The sequence below is a fragment of the Betaproteobacteria bacterium genome, assembly GCA_016709965.1.
GTDB classification, from domain to species: domain Bacteria; phylum Pseudomonadota; class Gammaproteobacteria; order Burkholderiales; family Rhodocyclaceae; genus Azonexus; species Azonexus amarohabitans.
Genome location: JADJLT010000001.1, coordinates 361,688 through 381,653, shown reverse-complemented (window position 1 = coordinate 381,653; position 19,966 = coordinate 361,688). Strand labels below are relative to the sequence as shown.

Annotated in this window: 17 protein-coding genes; 14 read left to right on the top strand and 3 right to left on the bottom strand. The window is 55.6% G+C overall.

Annotation, left to right across the window (positions count from 1 at the left end; all coding sequences use genetic code 11):
• Positions 1 to 8: 8 nt before the first annotated feature.
• Entirely contained in the window at positions 9 to 560 is a 552-nt protein-coding gene (locus IPJ12_01895; protein MBK7645950.1) for a hypothetical protein, read from the bottom strand.
• 792 nt (positions 561 to 1,352) lie between these two features.
• Here IPJ12_01895 and IPJ12_01890 point away from each other — a divergent pair.
• A complete protein-coding gene (locus IPJ12_01890) occupies positions 1,353 to 1,610 on the top strand; it encodes a hypothetical protein (GenBank protein ID MBK7645949.1) in 258 nt (85 codons plus the stop codon).
• Here the strand turns inward: IPJ12_01890 and IPJ12_01885 are convergent.
• Positions 1,583 to 1,762, bottom strand: a complete 180-nt coding sequence (locus tag IPJ12_01885) for a hypothetical protein (GenBank protein ID MBK7645948.1) — start codon at positions 1,760 to 1,762, stop codon at positions 1,583 to 1,585. The genes IPJ12_01890 and IPJ12_01885 overlap by 28 nt on opposite strands.
• A 1,106-nt stretch (positions 1,763 to 2,868) precedes the next feature.
• Between IPJ12_01885 and IPJ12_01880 the strand changes: the two genes are divergently transcribed.
• The 13 genes from IPJ12_01880 (at position 2,869) to IPJ12_01820 (ending at position 18,597) form a co-directional block, all read left to right on the top strand.
• On the top strand, positions 2,869 to 3,411 hold the full coding sequence (locus IPJ12_01880; GenBank protein MBK7645947.1) for a hypothetical protein: 543 nt from the start codon (positions 2,869 to 2,871) through the stop codon (positions 3,409 to 3,411).
• A 114-nt stretch (positions 3,412 to 3,525) separates the two neighbouring features.
• Positions 3,526 to 3,822: a hypothetical protein gene (locus tag IPJ12_01875; GenBank protein MBK7645946.1), complete on the top strand. Its 297-nt coding sequence runs from the start codon at positions 3,526 to 3,528 to the stop codon at positions 3,820 to 3,822.
• Complete coding sequence (locus IPJ12_01870; protein MBK7645945.1) at positions 3,812 to 4,555, top strand: ATP-binding protein; 744 nt, start codon at positions 3,812 to 3,814, stop codon at positions 4,553 to 4,555. Before IPJ12_01875 ends, IPJ12_01870 begins: the two co-directional genes overlap by 11 nt.
• 95 nt (positions 4,556 to 4,650) lie before the next feature.
• The gene (locus tag IPJ12_01865) at positions 4,651 to 5,787 is read left to right on the top strand and encodes a hypothetical protein (protein ID MBK7645944.1); all 1,137 of its coding nucleotides are present in this window, start codon (positions 4,651 to 4,653) and stop codon (positions 5,785 to 5,787) included.
• Positions 5,729 to 8,671, top strand: coding sequence for a hypothetical protein (locus IPJ12_01860; GenBank protein MBK7645943.1), 2,943 nt, complete (start codon positions 5,729 to 5,731; stop codon positions 8,669 to 8,671). The genes IPJ12_01865 and IPJ12_01860 overlap by 59 nt, the downstream gene beginning before the upstream one ends.
• A 41-nt stretch (positions 8,672 to 8,712) precedes the next feature.
• Positions 8,713 to 11,868, top strand: a complete 3,156-nt coding sequence (locus tag IPJ12_01855) for a hypothetical protein (GenBank protein ID MBK7645942.1) — start codon at positions 8,713 to 8,715, stop codon at positions 11,866 to 11,868.
• Positions 11,869 to 12,479: 611 nt separating this feature from the next.
• The gene (locus IPJ12_01850; protein ID MBK7645941.1) at positions 12,480 to 13,154 is read left to right on the top strand and encodes a dihydrodipicolinate reductase; all 675 of its coding nucleotides are present in this window, start codon (positions 12,480 to 12,482) and stop codon (positions 13,152 to 13,154) included.
• An 83-nt stretch (positions 13,155 to 13,237) separates the two neighbouring features.
• Positions 13,238 to 13,792, top strand: a complete 555-nt coding sequence (locus IPJ12_01845; GenBank protein MBK7645940.1) for a M15 family metallopeptidase — start codon at positions 13,238 to 13,240, stop codon at positions 13,790 to 13,792.
• Positions 13,793 to 13,848: 56 nt separating this feature from the next.
• On the top strand, positions 13,849 to 14,172 hold the full coding sequence (locus IPJ12_01840; GenBank protein ID MBK7645939.1) for a cupin domain-containing protein: 324 nt from the start codon (positions 13,849 to 13,851) through the stop codon (positions 14,170 to 14,172).
• Positions 14,173 to 14,289: 117 nt separating this feature from the next.
• Positions 14,290 to 14,952 carry an alpha/beta hydrolase gene (locus tag IPJ12_01835; GenBank protein MBK7645938.1) on the top strand — a complete coding sequence of 221 codons (663 nt, stop codon included), beginning with the start codon at positions 14,290 to 14,292 and terminating at the stop codon, positions 14,950 to 14,952.
• A 494-nt stretch (positions 14,953 to 15,446) separates the two neighbouring features.
• Positions 15,447 to 17,345 (top strand): TonB-dependent receptor, encoded by a 1,899-nt coding sequence (locus IPJ12_01830; GenBank protein ID MBK7645937.1) that lies wholly within the window; start codon positions 15,447 to 15,449, stop codon positions 17,343 to 17,345.
• A gap of 44 nt (positions 17,346 to 17,389) precedes the next feature.
• The gene (locus IPJ12_01825; GenBank protein MBK7645936.1) at positions 17,390 to 17,575 is read left to right on the top strand and encodes a hypothetical protein; all 186 of its coding nucleotides are present in this window, start codon (positions 17,390 to 17,392) and stop codon (positions 17,573 to 17,575) included.
• Positions 17,576 to 17,619: 44 nt separating this feature from the next.
• Positions 17,620 to 18,597, top strand: coding sequence for a FecR family protein (locus IPJ12_01820; protein MBK7645935.1), 978 nt, complete (start codon positions 17,620 to 17,622; stop codon positions 18,595 to 18,597).
• A 185-nt stretch (positions 18,598 to 18,782) separates the two neighbouring features.
• Here IPJ12_01820 and IPJ12_01815 read toward each other — a convergent pair whose 3' ends face one another.
• Positions 18,783 to 19,922, bottom strand: coding sequence for a PepSY domain-containing protein (locus IPJ12_01815; protein MBK7645934.1), 1,140 nt, complete (start codon positions 19,920 to 19,922; stop codon positions 18,783 to 18,785).
• Between the last annotated feature and the right edge of the window lie 44 nt (positions 19,923 to 19,966).

Sequence of the window (19,966 nt, the reverse complement as noted above, 5' to 3'; positions counted from 1 at the left end):
CGGCCTATCTACCCTTGGTGCTTCTTTGCGAGGGCCATAGCTTCGAGGCGAAGAGCCGTACGACCAGAGCGATTTCGTCTATCGGTTATCCACCGAAGAATATTCGGCCAGTCCTTTTCCCTGAAAGGAACGGAGTGAAATTTTTCTAGTTCGACTGCACGAAGAAGGTCAATTCCATACTCTTTGAAAACGAAAAGACCTGCGCGGCTCCAGGCCATATCCTTGATCTGGTGTACGGCGTTGATGGCATCCCGATCTGTGGGTTGAGAAAGTAGGGCTCCGATGTACTTCCGAGCGACCTCAACGGCAACCTGAGCTTGTGAAATTCCATTGCCGTTACGCTTGCTTGGCAACGTCCTCAGATTTTCGATACGGCTTTTCAAGCAGAGTAATGGATGAAGGATATGAAGTTGTTGCCCCCGACCTTCTATCATGATGGCGCGTTTCTTTACTTCCGACTCGTCGAGGCCGATGACTACGCTCAGAATGTCGATCAGCAGCTTCTTTCCCTCAACGCCTTGATAGAGCAATGTCGCCAAGTTCGAGGTATTGTCGTCCATAGTGGCAAGCCTAATCTCAGCTCCCAGTTCCTTGGCCAACAACTCAGCATCTCGATGTGTGCCAAGAAAGTCTGCATCTTGTGTCAGATACAAGGATTCCAACCTCGGCATAGGGATGTCGAAGTAATCCACCCAGAACGAGAGTGACTGGCCTCCGATGAGTATTACGGAGCCTGGGTTGGGTAACCGGGATAGTGCTGTGAAGAGGAGGTCAAGGTCTGGTGGAGAAACCAGCCTAAATCCGAGGGGCTGCTAGTCTGCATGCAGCAAGCGGGCTATCTAACCCAGCGAACCACCTTGAACTGCGAAACGACACTCTTTGGGATAAGACGAGCTTGGTCAATCGCTTGCTCCTGAGACAAGCGCTGGTCTGCTGCACGGACAACAAAAGCCTCTTGCCGATCCTTCTTGGACAAGGCGTACCCGTTGTATGAACCCACGTGTGCGGACTTCAAAGCAAAACTCCTTCTGTTGATGGACTCTATAGTACGACAAACTTGACCAAGATTGCACACGTGAATGAGTCTTCAAGATAGCAGAACAAGTTCATTTTTACCGAGCAAAGGGGGGTGTATCGAGTTCTGTTTGTTGATTGGTTTCATGTTCAGCAGTCAAAGTATCCGCTTTACACATTTGCTTTCGACCAAGAACGGTATTGCTTCTTAGAAAAAGATAGTTCCATATGAGATGCATTTTCGATGCCTTCTCTTGGTAGTGGAAATGTTAGCTGGATAGGTCGCCATAGGCTTGCAACCAGTGCCACCAGAGGTACTCTGAATTCAGGAGGCTGAGATGAGAAAACTCATTTTTATTGGATTCATTGGACTGGGTGCGCTGATCGGTTGTATCTCCGTTATGAATAGCGATTGGGGAACCCGCCTTGTGATGATGGGCATTGGCGCACTTTTCGCGGCGCCCATTGGCGGGGCACTGGCCGGCATCGGAAAAAGCGGGCGATCCCTTGGGAGGGGCGAAAGTCTGTTACCAAGTGATGGCACTTCATCGAAAGATCTGGCGGCAAACTACTGGCGCGACGAAGGGCATTCATAGGCCAGGCTCCAGATGGCGACGATCGGCAGGTAGAGGTAGAGCCAGTCGTGCTCCTCGAGCCACAAGCGAGTCTCGATGACATCGTGAGCTTTATTCTCATCCGAGGGAGGTGAGAGGTGATACTGACGTGTCGCTGATGTGGCGGTGATCATGCGGCTTTCCCCAGTTCTGTGGCGGCGTATTGCTCTTACGAGCACATGACTGGAGGATAGGTCGCCGAGGTTGTGGTGTCTCGTGGGAATGGCGGACTTGAGAGGGGGATTTCGCTATCAGGAAATAGGCCGCTAGAAACATTCCTCGTTGCATGACATATAGGATCTGATTGACAGCTGTCCATCACCGAGAGGACCTTTGACAAGGCGGGTCTGGCGACGGCACCTCGGCCTCAGCGGTCATTGGGCGTGAGCCGATTGAGCGGCAGCTCAATGTTGGTTAGCCGTCGGTCAAGTACGTCCGGCGGGAAAGCTCAGGCATGGCGAATTTGAGCGGCAGCTTTTCGATTTCCGCTACTCACCCTTTGTGCCCTAAGGAGTCAGTGGCAAGAAATGGAAGCCGCCATTCGTCGGTTGATTACGAAAAGCAAGAGCAGTCGTTCGCGATCCGCGATTCCAGTTTCACGCTTGAACGACAGGTTTCAGGTCCGGCCATTGGCCGCACCGTGAATCAGAAGTCGTGTCTGGGCCACTGTTCGTGTATTGCGAGGCGTGCGGCTGGTTTTAGCGGTGGGGCTCGGCCCGAAGGCCAGGGCACTGACAGGTTTCGGGCTAACCCGACATTTCCCGTCGGCGGTCGGGCGACCATTGAAAACTGAACGCTGCAGTTGCTCGGCGTTCGGCGTTCGGCGTTCGGCATTCGGCATTCGGCATTCGGCATTCGGCATTCGGCATTCGGCATTCGCGAAGCATGCTTCGTAGCTGTTTGCTTCTGGAAAACTGACTGGCGTCTGAACGGATTTCTACAGCCGAAAGAGCGGTCTCTGAGTTTCTATTTTCCCAGAGCTGGTGAGATACATCACTTCGCATGCAATGAAAACAATCAAGGAAGCGAACATTTATTTCGCATTAGTGTATGCATGTAGTATGGTGACATCGTCTTTCCTGAGGTCCGCGGGTGTGCCCTGCCGCGGTAGCCAAAAATCAGCAGGTAAGAATTTGCAGAAGCAATGTTCCACTAACTGGCGATGAGTACAGGGAGGGGCAACACGATGCAGCAGCAAGCTCAAGCGAGTGATGGAGCACAGAGGGATACGTTCCGGGTAATGGCGCCTTCGATTTCCCTGCCCAAGGGCGGTGGCGCCATTCGCGGTATCGGCGAAAAGTTCGCCGCCAATCCGGTCACCGGCACCGGGTCGATGAGCGTTCCTATCGCGACCAGTCCAGGGCGCGGCGGCTTCGGCCCACAACTAGCTTTGTCTTACGACTCGGGCGCCGGCAATGGCCCCTTCGGCCTTGGTTGGAGCCTTTCGCTATTCACGCCGAAAGCCCGCTTCGAGAGCTTTGCAGCGCTGAACGACTGGCTGGCCACCCGCTGCCGGGAATTGGCGGAACGCAAGCATCCGGTCGAAACGACCCGCACCATTGCTGACTGCTTTCTTCAGGAAGGCCCCAGCCTGCGGGCTATCACCAGCACCTTCGATGGCTACGTCGAACAGATGATGCGCGTTTCCAGCACCTGCCTGGTCCGCGTCGAACGAAATCGCTACAGCGTGCCGGGCCGACTTTGCTGGCAAGGTAGTCTCGGTGCGTTTATACGCCGACAAGGTACGGATCGTTGCGGAGAGCAAAGTCATTGCCGACCATGAACGGCGATTCGGGCGTGATCAACTGATCTGCGACCCTGGCATTACCTGCCGGTACTTGAGAAGAAGCCGGGGTCGCTGCGTAATGGTGCCCCATTTATCGGCTGGGATTTGCCGGTGCCGATTCAGTTGGTGCGAGATCGTGTGCTGAAGCAGCCGAAAGGTGATCGGGCCTTTGTAGAACTGCTACTGGCTGCTCGCGAAGTCGGGCTGGAAGCCCTGCAAGTGGCGTGCGAATTGACACTGGATGGCGGCGTGATTACCGCGGCCGTCGTCATGAATGAACTGAGGCGGCTGACCGCGCCACCGCAGCCCAAGGCGATCAGTTTGCCGGAACAACTGCGTTTGCAGGTCGAACCGCAGGCTGATTGCAGTCGTTATGACCGTCTGCGCGGAGGCCAGTATGTCCATTGACCGACTGGCCCAACTGAAATCCCTGCACCTCTACGGCATGGCAGCCGCGTGGTCCGAGTTGCTGGCAGAAGGCACACGCCGGCCGATGCAGCCGGAAGCCTGGCTGGATCGCTTGATTGACGCTGAACAGGCGGATCGGCAAGTACGCAGCCTGCGCTACCAGATGAAAGCAGCACGCTTCCCGATTCATCGCGATCTCACGGGCATCGACTGGACAGAGACGCCACTGCCGCAGGCGCAGATTGAGCAACTGGCGACTGCCACCTTCATGGAGAGCGCCCACAACCTGATTCTGGTCGGTGGCACAGGGACGGGGAAGACCCACCTGGCAACTGCGCTCGGTGTTGCAGCCATCCATCAGCGAAAACGGGTGCGTTTCTTCAATGCGGTGGATCTGGTAAACCAACTCGAGCGGGAAAAACTACTGGGAAAGAGCGGCACCTTGGCCAAACAGTTGGTGCTGTTTGATGCGGTCATTCTCGATGAGCTTGGCTATTTGCCGTTCCCGGTGTCGGGTGGGGCGCTGCTGTTTCATCTGATCAGCCAGCTCTATGAGAAGACCTCGCTGATCATCACAACCAACCTGTCATTCGGTGAATGGGTGACCGTGTTCGGCGATCCAAAAATGACCACGGCCTTGCTTGACCGCATCACGCATCACTGCGAAATCCTCGAAACCGGCAACGATTCCTACCGCTTCAAACAGCGGAAAAAATCAGTCAAATCAGACTGAGCAACTGGGAAAATTTGGACGCTGACAACTGGAAACTATTGGACGCTGATTGACAGTGCTACGACATCGCCGGCAACCTGCTCTACCAGCACAGCATGGATGCCGGCGACCGCTGGATGCTGATCGACGCCGCCGGCAAGCCCATGCTCGCGTGGGACTACAACGAGCGGCAAGATGACGCCGGCGCTTTCCACCAGGAGCATCGCCTCTACGCCACCGACTACGATGCCCTGCATCGGCCGGTGACGCAATCGATTCGCATCTGGAGCCGGCCTAGCGGTTCGGGCCAAGACTTCACCGCGCAAGGGCGGGTGCAGATCGAGCGCTTCGACTACCAGGACGCGGTGGCCGCCGACACGGCCAATCTCAACGCGCAAGCTACTTCGCATGCAGACAGCAGCGGCCGTGTGCAGACCCTCGGGCGCGATTTCAGCGGCAACGTTCAGGCCGTGCGGCGTACGCTGGTGAGCGACGCCACCGCTTCGGTGGTGGACTGGTCCACACCCATCGCTGGCAACGACGCCCGGTTGGAAGGCGTGCACTACACGCAACTCACCGAGCATGACGCGCTCGGCCGCATGACCCGTCTCTACAACTGGCACCGACCGGGCAGACCGGTAGCGGTGTACGAGCCCAGGTACAACCAGCGTGGCGGACTAGCAAGCGAAGAGATTGTCATCGGCGCAACGAAGACAGCCGACGGCTACGACCGCAGCACCGGCACGCGAGCCCGGGCCATCCAGGCGGTCACCCACGACGCCAAAGGCCAGAAGCTGAGCTTGGTGCTGGGAAACGGCACAGCCACCACCTACACCTACGACCCGAAAAATTTTCGCCTTACCAGCCTGCTAACCACGCGCCCGAGCCGGACGCAAACCCTGCAAAGCCTGCACTACACCTACGACCCCGCCGGCAATATCACCCACATCCGCGACGACGCGCAGCAAACCCTCTGGTTCAGCAACCAGCAGGTCGAGCCCCATTGCGACTACACCTATGACGCGCTGTACCGGCTGATCGAGGCCACCGGCCGCGAGAGCGACCAGCACCTCGGATCGCCCAAGTCTCCCGAAGACAGCTGGCACAGCGTGCAGGTACCCACCGACCACATGCTGCGCACCTATAGCCGACCAAGATCTGGCCGTACAGGCTCGGGCCGAGGTTCTCGTCAAATTGACGATCATCATGCGGCTCCACAAAGACCATGGCCTTGCCCTCGACACGCTGCTTGAAATTCCACTTTCAGAAACTCGCGTGCGAACGGCACTGGGGCTTTCACTGCTGCAATTCAAACTATTGAAAGAACTCACTGGCTATCCACCTACTAAACAATCCAGATACTGGCTCGCCCTGGAAGGTCTTTGTAACGCTGCCAAACGTCTGCGTGAAATCGGGTTATCGGTGGAACAGGCGTCGCAAGCCCTGCTGACGAGAGCTCGATGGAATGAGGTGGCCTATGAACTGCCGCCGTCTATCAAAACTAACGAACAGATTGAAACCCTGCTTGGATTGGTCCAGCAACGCTTGCGATCCGTGGTTGCTGTCAAGCCAGACGTTAGCCTGGAAGCACAGGCTGTCAAAGCGTTGAATGACATTTATGACCAAGTTGTCGTCGCAAAATTGGTTAAGGCCATTCAAGATGCAGGGGCGGCAATAGGCGAGCATCTTGATGTGTTGCCGATTCTGCGCGGTAACGACGCGACCAGAGCCTCTCGAAAATTAGGTGAATGGTTGCCGTTGCTGACGGTCGACCAGGCAATGGAAATCATTGGGCAAAGCAACCGCGACGCGACAAAGCGATTCACGTTACTGTTGAATCACATTGCGACCAGGCGGCGTGAGCGCGAATTGCTAACCGTAATCGCCGAGCAGTGCGGCCTGGCTGAACCAGAAGTCATCCCGCTGCTTGGCTCGCGGCTGATGCTTAACCCTCCCCAAGGCAATTCGAATGAACTCGCGTCCGTTGCTTTTTTGGAGTCGAGTTTTTGGGCTGGCACCACAGCCCCCCGTGTCGAAGGTAACTTTTCTGAGCTCCATGATTGGATCGATCGCCTTTATCGGTTGAAAGCCCTGAGCGCCGCATTGGCCATAGACAACGAGCTAATGCAGATTGCAGACAGGGTTGTTGTGGGATCGGGGCCGGGGATCAACTGGTGCGACATGCTGTGTGCAGCACCTGTGGCAGGCAGCAGCGCATGGCAAAACCCCCAATGGCAGGCATTGCTCGATCTGTTGTGGCTGCAACAGCCGGAGCAACTCTCACGCCCGGCCCTCGGTGAATTATTAAAACGTTTGGTTGCTCCAGGTGCACAGGTTTCTCCAGATACCTTGCGACCGCTGACAGCGCGCGTGGATATCTCGGAAACGCCCGAAACGCTGACGAAGGAATTAATGGCGCAAGCCATTTCAGCGCAGTCCAATGCAATTACAACACTCGATCTGCGCAATCCTGGCAAGTTGCGCCTCGCCTTCGAATGGCTGCTGTTAGCCAAGCAGTTGGGCGCCGACGCAACACAGATTGCCCTGCTGCTCGACCAAGCCGACAACGCGCTTGCAGCCGATACGGCGAGATTGTTGCTCGAATCAAAGCTGGCGGGCGAAGTCTTGAAGACCTCATTGCAGAAAATCGACGACTCATTGCGCCGGCAGCGGCGCGACAAGCTGGTGGCCTATCACGTGGCACAGGTCGTCGGTCGCAATAACTCGGATAAATGGAGCGATGCGAAAGCATTGTACGAACACTTCCTGATTGATCCTCAAATGGAGCCGTGCTTTGACACTAGGCCCATATTGGAGGCCATCACCGCCGTGCAATTGTTTGTGCAGCACATCCTGTTCGGCATCGAGCGTGGGATCACTGCTGATCCAATAATCAAGCAGCGCTGGACCTGGATGCGCAACTACCGCGTGTGGGAAGCCAATCGCAAAGTGTTCCTGTTCCCGGAAAACTGGCTGTTCCCGGAACTGCGTGACGACAAATCATCAAGCTTCAAGCAGCTTGAATCGGCGTTGGGGCAAGGTGAACTGACGCAAGACCTTGCGCAAAATGCCTTCAGCGCTTTTTTGGACGATGTCGCGCAAATCGGGCAAACCCATGTGTTGGGCATGTTTGAGCATGTACATGATCTGATTCGCGATCTCTATGTGGTCGGGCGATCCGCCAATCCACCTTACAACTACTACTGGCGTCAGTGTGTAGATTTTTGTAGTGGATTTATGGAGTGGAAGCCGTGGCAGCGGATTGAATTGGATCTCGAAGGAGATCACGTCTTACCCTTTGTGCTGAATGAAGAGCTGTACATCGCTTGGCCAGTAATTCAGCGAAAAACTGGAACCAACGGTAGTCCTGATCAATGGCAGATACAGTTAGCTTGGGCAAGATACAGCGGAAATGCGTGGAAGAAGCAAGTTCTGTCACGTGACAAGAGGACTGTAGATGTCGAATCTTTCTCTGACAACAGTATTGGATTTGCTCTGCGCTATGAGCCATCACCTGTCGACTTACATCCTAGGATAGCGATCTATTATCAGTCAAAGGTTGCCGAGAATATAACGTCAGTACCAGCAGCACCTGATCTACCAGACCCACAACCAACTTTTGTTCTGGGCCCGGAATTTTATGGGGATGATGGGGCTGATAAGTTGGCAGATCTGATCCTCACCAACCCAGAAAATCTTCCGGACGACTATAAAGGTACTTTACGAATTTATGCATTGAGGGAGAAGTATAAACCACCAGCCCGTGATTTCGAATTGGGATCAGGGGCTTGGTGGGATTACTTGGATATATTTACGGATAACAAGACGCTCATCGATCAAGGCCGTCATGTGGAGTACTTCAATTTCGACGCCGTTACGAAAGTTAACGAGCATTTTAACGGGGTCAGAGCAGCGCTGATAGCGCAGCCAACATGGCCTTACCAAGATTCCCTTATCCGTGAATTCCTTGGGGACTTCAAATCTAAAAACTTGATCACGATTAACCGGACTTCTGCATGGGAAGAATTCGTGCTCGCAATTGCTGCCAAGAGTTCGCGAATAAATATAAAGTGCCGTACGTGGATCAACCTGAAGTACGAAGGCGGTCATCGTACACGGCGGGTACGTCAGAAATGACGCGAGTATTGTATTTCAAGGAAGGATCATCAAGACTTTTCATGGATATCGGGGCCTTACCTGGTGCGACAGACGCTGGGTTGAGAGCCTTTCCAGACTCATATCAATCAGCAATACAAAGGAAGTTGCGTTGGGCGACGAATAAGGAAACATGGGCTGATCTAGACAGCCAATTAGACAAATTCGGCGCACTTGATCTTGGAGGTGGATCCCCTGTTGATTCGGAGGAATACGGTCAGGTCAAGTTAGGGAAGTTGGCATTTGACTCGCGGATGCCTTACGCCTGTTACAACTGGGAAGTTTTCTTTCATGCCCCGTTACTAATCGCCGATCAGTTGTCCAAACAGCACAAATTTGAAGATGCAGAACGCTGGCTGCGCTATGTGTTTGATCCCACCAGCAGTGAAACGGGCTCTGATGCCAAGCGTTTCCTGAAGTTCCAGGTGTTCAAGGACCTGGACTTGAACAAGCAGGTGATCGACGATTTGACGTTACTCGCGCAGGTAGCCGGTGGGTTTGATGATCCGGGTTCCGAAGACGACGTAAAACAGTTGAAGGACGTACAAAAGTTGATTGACCGCTGGCGCGATGCGCCATTTCGTCCGTTCCTCATCGCGCGCCGTCGGCGCATCGCGTTCTTGTGGCGGACGCTCTTCGCCTATCTCGACAATCTGATTGCCTGGGCCGATAGCCTGTACCGGCGCGATACTCGTGAATCCATCAATGAGGCAACCATGCTGTATGTGCTCGCCGAAAGGATACTGGGCCGCCGACCGCAACTGCACCAAGGAAAAGCGAATCGCGAGGCGTACACCTACGACGAGAAGATCGACAAGTGGGATGATTTTGCAAACTTCTGGATCGACGTCGGTGCCCAAGGAACCAGCAACCTAAAAACAGCCTGGCGGCCAAAAGATAATATAAACCAGCCGAACCCAGATGGCATGCTGTATTTCTGCATGCCGTTCAACGACAAGATTTTGTCATACTGGAATACGGTCGATGCGCGGCTCAGCAATATTCGCAACTGCCGCAATATTGAAGGCATCACACGCAGCTTGCCCTTTACAGATGCGCCGATAGACCCGGAACTGCTTATCCGTGCAACCGCAGCTGGGCTGGATTTGGGCGAAGTGATCGCCGGTCTTTATGCGCCGCCGCCGCACTATCGATACGGCATTCTGTCCGCTCGGGCTGCTGAACTGACCAATGAAGCAAAAGCCTTGGGTGCGGCGATGTTGTCGGCCATTGAGAAGCGCGATGCGGAACATCTGGCGCAATTGCGATCTTCAAACGAGATCAACCTGCTCAAATTGGTGAAAGACGTTCGCAAGCTGCAAATCACCGAAGCGGAGCGAAATATCGAGTCATTGCGTGGCAGCAGAAAGACTATCGAGTCGCGTTATAACCAATACCAGCACTTGCTCGGCAAGAAAGACATCAAGGTTCCAGAAGAGGGCAAGAGCGCGGGTGAGGAGTCGATGCTCGGGAATGTCGATTCTGGGTTAGCGAGTAAACATTCAAACTGGGGGTTAATCAAGGAAGAGAATGAGCAATATACTGGCTTTGAAGGTGCAAGTACCTGGTCAATGGCAGCCGGCATAGCCAAGGTAACTGGTGGAGGGTGTCACGCCGCTGCAGCGCTGATTGCACCTGCTAAAACGGCTGATGAGCTAACAAATGCTTCCAAGACACTAAATTTTTTGGGACAAGCTTCTGGTGCATTGGGCGAGGCGTTTTCGACCGTTTCTCAAGGATGGCGCGGTTATGCTGAGCAACAAGGCATGATGGCTGGTCACATCCGACGTCGCGACGAATGGGCTTTTCAAAGCAACCAAACGCTCAAGGAACTGCAGCAGATCGACAAGCAGATACTCGCCAATCAAATCCGCATCGATATCACAGCAAAGGAACTCAACAACCACATTGAACAGATCGAGCAGGCCAAGGCGGTTGATGAGGTGATGCGCAGCAAGTTCTCCAATGAGCAACTCTATGAGTGGATGAAAACCGAGCTTTCCAAGCTGTATTTCAATGCCTACCGCATGGCGCTGGACATGGCGCGTAAAGCCGAGCGCGCGGCCTCGCGTGAGCTGGGGGTCAAGCCCTTGAACATCTTGGGCAACGCATACTGGGATTCGCTGCGAGATGGCCTGCTGGCCGGTGAGCGCCTGCATCAGGATCTCAAGCGTCTGGAAGTGGCCTATCTGGACCAGAACCGCCGCGAATTTGAACTGACCAAACACATATCACTGAGGAGATTGAATCCAGAAGCACTTGTGAATCTGCGGATTACCCAGACCGAGGAAGACCAAAAGCAAAATAGGTGTGAATTTGTAATTCCGGAGTGGTTGTTTGACCTCGATACCCCCGGGCATTATCTGCGCAGGATCAAGTCTGTGAGTGTGAGCATCCCCAGCGTGGTTGGTCCTTATACGAGCATCAACTGCAAACTCACTCTGTTGGAAAGCCACGTTCGGCACGTGAGCAGTTTGAAGGAGCAGAACCGGTATCTCCATCTGACGGAAAACGATGGACAGCCCGCCGATGACGATCGATTTACCGATTATTTTGGCGCGACGGAAGCCATTGTTACCAGCACCGGCAGCAACGATAGCGGACTGTTCGAGACCCAGTTGCGCGATGAACGATTCCTTCCGTTTGAAGGCAGCGGCGTCATCAGCAGGTGGCGGCTTGAGCTTCCCGGCGAGTATCCCCAATTCGACTACTCGACCATCTCTGATGTGGTGCTAAGCATCCGTTACACGGCGCGTGATGGTGGCGACCCGTTGCGGGTCGCGGCGTCCGCGGGGATAGCGAAACTGCTGCTCGCGAGTTCGCTTCCGGAGCCACTGCGCTTCCCCGTCGTGCTCAGCTGCCGTACCGATTTTCCCGCCGAATGGGCGCGTGCCGACGAGGGCACGGATCTGGAGATTCCCATTTCGCGGAAGCTGCTGCCTTACTGGATGGAAGCTGCCAAGCTGAAGGTGCTTGAAGTGTGGGAGGCCAATATCCCCAAGGAACCGGATTCGATGCCCCAGTTTAGTAAGGTTTGGCAGCGAGCGCCCGGCGGCACCCATCCATGGCCGCTCGCAACGATTAACGCCGATGACGTGGGAACGGGCAATCTCGGGAAAGTGGCGCATGCCGCTGACGCTGATCGGATGCTGATACTGGAGGTTGGATTGCCCAATTGAAAATGGTGAATTTCATAGGGCACGAGTTGCATTTTTGTTCCAACCACAAGCGTCATCTTGGGGAGCAAAGTTATTGCCGACATGAAAGTTGACACCCTGATCAACTATGACCAGAACCAGTCAAACTGAAAATCTGAGCGCCTTTGGGGCAATGACCGCTCCCGAGCGGGCGGGAAAATGAATGGCCGCAATTGAGAAAAATCCTGAACGGCGGGTTGTGGCCGGGAGTACGCTGTCAGGCCCATTCCCCAAAGCGGACATTGCCAGATCTGTGGTTTTGGTGAGCGACTGCTTTCGGGCGCCAGGTCGAACTCACCCAATCGGCCATGAGCCGCCGGTCAGGGTTACGTTTCAATTTCTGTGGATTGGGTACCGGTGATCGGACTGAGTGGCCGGTATTCGGCGATCAAATTGACGCCCTCGCTGCCCTGAGCCGGCCAGGAGAGGTCCTTCAAGAAACTGCTCCATAGCTGCCATGCACCAGTACCTTCTTGCCGTCGGCATACCGACTTTTCGCCGGTCCGTACTATCATTGCATATGCGGACCGGTGGGTCCGTTGAATAACTGTTGCGCATCTTATGATCCGTCACGTCTCAAGGTATAAAGAACAATGCAGGTGCTAATAGTTGGTTCGGGAAAGTTGGCTTCGGAGTTGCTTAAAGGGCTTTCGCTTTCCGCCCCTTTCACCGTTCGCAGTTGGTCAAGTCCACCATCGGTGCAAGGTCGTTCAGTCGTTGTTCACGCAGGCTCCGGCAGAGAGCTTGACGATGTGATTGCCTATTGCAGGGAAACCAATTCAGTTCTGGTTGAGCTTGCCACCGGATCGAAGATCGAAAGTGATCCGCCTACATTCCCTGTTGTCCTGTGCCCAAACACCAACATTATCATGCTGAAGTTCATGAACATGTTGGCGAATAGCGGAAGGCTGTTCAAGGGCTACCGCATCAAACTGACTGAATCCCACCAGGCCGAAAAGCGGTCTACACCGGGCACCGCAGTTGCGATTGCGCAATCGTTGGGGCTTCCGGCCCAAGACGTAATTTCCGTGCGGAATCGAGAGGAACAATTGAAGGCACTGCGCATTCCGCCAGAGCACTTAGGCCGCCATGCTATGCATTCCATTGCCATTGACGACGGCACCTGTCGTGTCTTGCTCGAGACCAGAGTTTACGGATCATCACCATATGCGGATGGTGTTTCCAAGATTGTGTCTGCCGTCGCCACTCACCCACTTGAGAACCGCGTGTATGCAGTCGATGAATTCATTGAACATGGCTGGGTGTAGGCGATGCCCAACCCATCATTCCATAGGACCTGCGCGAAAAGCCGCGCCGCCCGGTGAATTCAAACGTGGGGCTCTCAGTCCGCATGAATCCGCACCTTATCGCACTTGGCATTTCGAGCGAATTGATAACGGCTCGTGGCTTACGCGAATGCGAGGAGGCTGCGACGCTTGAAGTTGCTGAAGTTGGGGCAGATGGTCGAGATCACTTGCTTGTTCCTGAGGCCGCCGAAGCATGGCGCAGCCTCAAAGCGGCGGCGCTCGCTGATGGCATCGATCTATTCATTGTTTCCGCCTTTCGCAGCGTTGACCGGCAAGCCGAGATAGTTCGCCGAAAACTTGAAAGTGGGGCCGCGGTTGAAAGCATTCTCGCCGTCTGCGCGCCTCCGGGCTTCAGCGAACACCACACCGGGCGAGCTGTCGACCTCTCAACCTTCGGCAGCCGCGCGCTCGAAGTCGAGTTCGACCAAACCGCCGCATATGGCTGGCTCATTAATCACGCTGCTGAATTCGGCTACTATCTTTCGTATCCCATTGGCAACTGCTGGGGCTATCAATATGAACCGTGGCATTGGTGTTTCCAAGACGCCCAACCCTTCGTTGCAGGGGACCTGGCGTATAAAGCCGCGCCAGTCGCCTGAACTCGAACGTTGCCTCAATACCGTAAACCGTCATGTCCTCAAACTCTTCGCATGAAATGAACCTCGAAGGCGTTGTCGCTGCCCACTGGCAAGATGTATCGCCAAAGGAGCTTTGTCACCCAGGTTTCAGTACCCGTTTACTCTGGTCACGGCCCGATGGTCGGAAAGCTCTTATATTTGAAATTGCGCCCGGTGCCGTCTATCCTGAGCTAGACGTTCACTCTCCCGGCCCCGAAGAAGTGTTCGTAGTCTCCGGCACGTTCTGCGACGGGAAAAACAACTATCCCGCAGGAACCTTCATTCATCATCCTGCCGGCTCGTCCCATGTGCCGCAATCCCAAGAGGGTTGTGTGCTGTTTGTATTTTTCCCTGAAGGTTAAGCCAAATCGTGAGCGTCAGCCTTTTGCCCAATAAATTGCTCCAGCCGACCGTCAAAACGCTGCGCTTTTTGCCATCGGCTCAGCTAGCACGTTGGGCCTCTCATGAAATTGCCTGAAATGCAGCCATTGCAAATCCTCTTTCTCCCCGGTGCATTAGGGCGAACCCAGCTTTGGGAACCTGTTGAAAATTTGCTGACCTGCTCAGCTAACAAAGAGCATGTGGGTTGGCCCGGCTTCAGCTCTATTCCATTGGACCCGCTCGTAAACGGCATTGACGATCTGGTTAAGATGGTTCTCGCAAAAATTGATCGACCCACTGCATTGGTTGCTCAGTCAATGGGTGGGGCAATCGCAGTTCGAGTGGCACTAGAGAAGCCGGAACTAATCACCCATTTGGTCTTGGCTGCCACATCTGGTGGCATTGATGTCGCGGCACTTGGAGGCAAAGATTGGCGCCCCTCGTTTCTCGATTCCAACCCGCTGCTCCCTCGGTGGTTTTCTACCTACCAAGAGGACCTGTCGACAAAGCTACCGACAATACGCATCCCCACGCTCTTACTTTGGGGTGATTCCGATCCCATCAGCCCCGTTTCCGTCGGAGAGCATCTTGCCTCGCTTCTACCGTGCGCGCGCTTGTACGTTGTTAAAGCTGGAGATCACGATCTCGCCGAAACTTACGCTACTGAAATTGCGCCACTAATTGACAAATTTCTTGCTGCAGAGGCCCAACAATCCGCTCCAGCTGACGGTCAAAAAGCTGTTCTTTTTACCGTCGGCTGAGCTTCCACTACAAGGGCTTCCCCATTCTCTGCAAGCGTTCTGAAGTTTTATCGTTTCATTCCTGATCCTGTTTTCTGACTGTTCATCGATTCCCTGCCGTGTCGGTGCGAGAAGGTGAAGGACTGCGGTACTACAACCGGTCATGTTGGGCTTGATGCCCGGACCCTGATGAAAGACGCGCGCGGGGGCCTCATTCGTTAGCCGGGAGTCGCTTGCCTCGGCTTTGGCCAACGAGCTGGAATTGCTACTCTGGCAAGTATCAGAGAGCAGCAGTCATTCAGATGACGGCTTTCGGAAAATGGTGAATGGCTGCAGATGGCCGGGTGTGTGAGGTCGCCACCGGCCGCTTTGTAGCGTTCAAGTTCGCAGAACCGGTGATTGCCTGAGTGGCCGGTCTGGAGAAAGCTCGATGGCCGGAATGGGCACGAAGCCGACCGACAACTTGCACTTGTCATCCTGCCGCATCGGGGTCGGAAGTGACTATTCGGCTTGTAATGAACGGTGGACACAACGATAAGGGCTTGCACTGGTTCATCACCGGCAATGGCTTCAAGGAAGACGGTTGGCGCGATGCCTCGCCGAGTAATGTCGGCCAGCTATTCGGGAAGATTGGCTGGATGGATGCCAGGACCGATCTGGCGCTGACGATGGCGGTGGCCAGAAGCAAGCTGACTGGTAACGGCTTGCAGGAAAAACGTCTGCTCGACGGCGATTACAGCAGCGTCTATACCAAGCCGGACGAAACCCGGAACCGTTCCATCTTACTCAACCTGACCGCCAAACACAGTGTGAACGCAGATTTCATGCTGTCCGGCAACACCTATTACCGGAAGATCAAGACCTCGACCTTCAACGGCGATATCAACGAGGACTCGCTGGATCAGTCGGTCTATCAGCCAAGTCTTGCCGAACGGAATGCACTGACCGCAGCCGGCTATTCGGGTTTCCCGACCAGCGGCGCCAACGCCACGAATACCCAGTTCCCGTTCTGGCGCTGCATTGCCAACGTGCTAAGCAATGACGAACCAGCCGAAAAGTGCAATGGCCTGATCAACCGCACCGAGACGACCCAGGAAAACTATGGCCTGAACGGACAGTTCTCTGTCTTCGGCAAGATTGGCGAAAACAAAAATCAGTTCACGGCTGGCGCCGGCTATGACGCCAGCCGCATGAGCTTCAAGCAGACTGCACAGTTCGGTTACCTCAATCCGGACCGCAGTATCACGCCGGTCAATTTCTTTGCCGATGGTACCGAGTTTGACGACGACGGCAGTCCGATCGATTCCCGGGTCGATTTGAAGGGCAGGTCGCACACCTGGAGCATTTACGGTACCGATATTCTCAGCATCAAGGACGTCTTGCACCTGACGGTTTCTGGCCGCTACAACGCGACCAGGGTTAGCAATCGGGATCAGCTCAACCCTGGCGGCGGTAGTGGCTCCCTCGATGGCGATCATCGCTTCAGTCGCTTTAACCCGGCCGTCGGCCTGGCCTATACCCCAAGCCGGGCGATTAATGTCTATGCCGGTTACAACGAAGGTAGCCGGACGCCGACCTCGATCGAGCTCGGATGTGCCGACCCGGCCAATCCCTGCAAGTTGCCCAACGCGATGGCCGGCGACCCGCCGCTCAAGCAGGTCGTGACCAAGACCTGGGAAACCGGTCTGCGCGGCGCAATGGGCGACAAGACACGCTGGAACGCAGGTGTTTTCAGGGCCGACAATTTCGACGACATCCTGTTCGTCGCAGATAACGCGGCCGGATTCGGCTATTTCAAGAACTTCGGCAAAACACGCCGCCAGGGGATCGAGCTTGGTCTGGACAGCCAGATCGCCGATCTTTCGTTCGCCGCCAATTACACCTATCTTGATGCTACTTTCCAGAGCAGCGAAACGATCAACGGGGAAGCCAACAGCAGCAGCGATGCCAACGGAAACATCACAATCAAACCAGGAAACCGCCTGCCGCTGATTCCGCGCCACATCTTCAAGGCGCGGACCGACTGGCGGATCAACCATCGGTTGTCGGTTGGCTTGGGGATGCTGGCAGTTTCAGGTTCGACCGCCCGCGGCAATGAGAATGGCCAGCATCAGTCTGATGGTACGTTTTTCCTGGGCTCCGGCAAGTCGGCTGGCTATGCCATCTTCGATTTGAACGGCAAGTACCGGGCGACGCAGCAATTGAGCTTCTTTGCCCAGGTGAACAATCTCTTCGATCACAAGTACTCGACAGCCGCCCAGCTGGGGGCGACCGGTTTTACTGCGAATGGCAGCTTCATAGCCCGGCCGTTCTCGTCGATCGGGGATAACTCGACCATCGTCCAGTCCACCTTCGGTGCGGCGGGGGCGCCACGTACGGCGTGGGTCGGCGTCCGCTATGAATTTGGCAAGTAGTAGCCATCTGCAGGGCCGGTTAGAGTTCGCCGGCCCTGGCAGAATTGCCTGAAATCCATCGCCATGTCTTCCTGCTGCACCAGGTTGACGGCATGGCTCAAGGCGACGTGGCAACAGCCCTCGGCATCCCAAAAGAACCATCGAACGCTACATCGCCAAGGCGCTGGCTCATTGTCTCGAAAGAGTCCACGCGTAAGTTTTTACTAAGAGTGGCGGTTTTGCCAGACTGAACCGGTCTTATACAATGACCGACTCATTTTGATCTGGCGCAACCTTGCCCCTAACCGACGCTCCCTCCGCTACGAAAGAAACCCAGGCCACCGCTGCCGCATGGCTGGCCCGGCGGAACAATGGCGAGCACAGCGCCGAGGATCAACGGGCTTTTCTTGTTTGGTTGAACGCCACTAAAGCCAACCGCGCAGCATTCGCCAAAGCCGAAGCCCTGTGGGAGCAGATGCGTGGGCTCGATACAATTGCCGACCAGCAACTCGTCGACGCGCGTGCCTTCCTCGCCAACAATCGCCAGCAGCCGGCCCGCCGACGCTATGCCGTCGCCGCGCTGGCCTTCATCACGGCCGGGGTCGTCTGGCAAGCCGACTGGCTCAGTTACCTCAACGACCAGACCTATCAAACCGCCGTTGGGCAAAGCCAATCGTTCAATCTCGCTGATGGCTCACGGCTTGAACTCAACACCAATTCTGCCGCCAAGGTGCACTACTCGCGTCACGGGCGCGAAGTCAGGCTGGCTCATGGCCAGGCGGTTTTTACCGTCGCCCACGAAGACCATCGACCGTTCGTGGTTTATGCCGGCAAAGGAAAAATTCGCGACGTCGGCACGCAATTCGATGTCCGCCACAACGACGACTGGGTCTCCGTTGCGGTTCTCGACGGAGAAGTTGAGGTGAGTGGCCGCGTGGATGCACTGCCGAAACCCTTGCATCGCGGGCAACAACTCAACTACAAACCCTCGGGCGAAGTGACCTCAGTCCAGGCCATCGACATCAACACCTTCTCAGCCTGGCGCGAGCGCAAGCTCGTCTTCCAGGGGCAGCCGCTCAAGGACGTGCTTGAAGAACTGGGCCGTTATCATCGCGCAACCGTTACCGTAACGGCGCCGAAAATCCTGGAAACCAAGGTCAGTGGCATCTTTCCGACCGACAACCTGTCCCAGGCCATGCAGACCATCGCCACGGCCCTGCCGATCAAACTCACCCAGACCGGCGCGCAAAGCTGGCAGATAGATCGGCGCTGAAGCCGGCGTACTGCGGTCAACCCGCCAAAACACCGAAAAACCGCCATCCGTCAGGCGGCGTCCACCTTACGCATTTCGTTTCTTGTAAATCGAAAGTTTCATTTTTGGCCGAAAATTCCGGTTGACCGTGAGACTGGCGCCACCAACGGTGGCTGATTGAACAATAAGCTTGCACTCGGGTTCTCTTATTTCCGGGGATGTTCGGATGTGTTGTTTGGCCTGATTCCCCTTTTGTGCCGCCAGCGGGTGAACCCGGTAACGAGCGCCAGCAGCGGCAGCATGCCGCAGAGCAGGACGATGATTCGCCCCGCCAGACCAAAGGCCTCGCCGTTGTGCAGCGGGTGGAGCCAGTCCATCAGGGTATCGCCTGCGCTGTTTTGACGGGGATCGCGAATCGCAAGTATCTGGCCGGAATGGGCGTCAATCCAGACATTGGTCTGCGGGAAGCGGCGGCTGGGTTCGCCGTCCTGGCGCATGCGGACGCGCCAGACGGCCTTTTCATTGGATGGGGTTTCTATCCAACGGATGTCGGCACCGGGAAAACGCCCGAGCGCAATTCTGGCGGCTTCATCGGCCGAGATTTTGGCATTGCCCGGAACAGATGCGGGGCTTGCCAGGAAATACGGGGTCAGAGGCGAAAACGATTCGATGGCGGGGATAAACCAACCCGGGACGACGAGTAGCAAGCCAGTCAAGGAGAGCGTAAGGGTCAGCAGTAGGCTGTATACGCCTGGCTTGACGTGCAGATCGTAGATCCGCCGCTTCCAGACAGCGCCGGACTTGATGGCGAGCGCCCCGTGCCAGCGGCCCGGATGTGGCCACCACAGGTACAGACCGCTCAACAACAGAACAACGATGAATACCGAACCGATGCCGAGTACGGTCTTGCCGTCCTCGTCCAGCAGTAGGGTGTAGTGCAGGTCATAAATCCACGTGAAGAAATCGTCGCCCCAGAAATGCCTGCTGCTTATCGACAGCGTGGCGGGTTCGATGGTAAGGATCAGCGGCGCGAAGGTGCGATGTGCCGTTTCCTCCGGCTTGTAATACCGGGCAGTGACCGGGGCATTGTCCTGGCGCGGCAACTCGATGCGCCAGGCCCCGTGGCGCCCGGGTTCGGCCTGGCGCAGTGCGTCGACAATGCCGCCCAGGTTCAACGTTGTGCCCGGTGAACTGGCGGCGATTTCCGGATGCAGTGCGAGTTGGATTTCCGGATAGAAGCTGAGCAGGCTACCGGTGATGCCGAGCAGTGCAAACAGCAGACCGATGCTCAGGCCAATCCACTTGTGCAAGCCATGCAGCAATCGGCGCAGCGCTCGTCTATTCATCGGATCGAAAAGATGGAGGAGGCGCCGGGGAACAACAGGTCGTT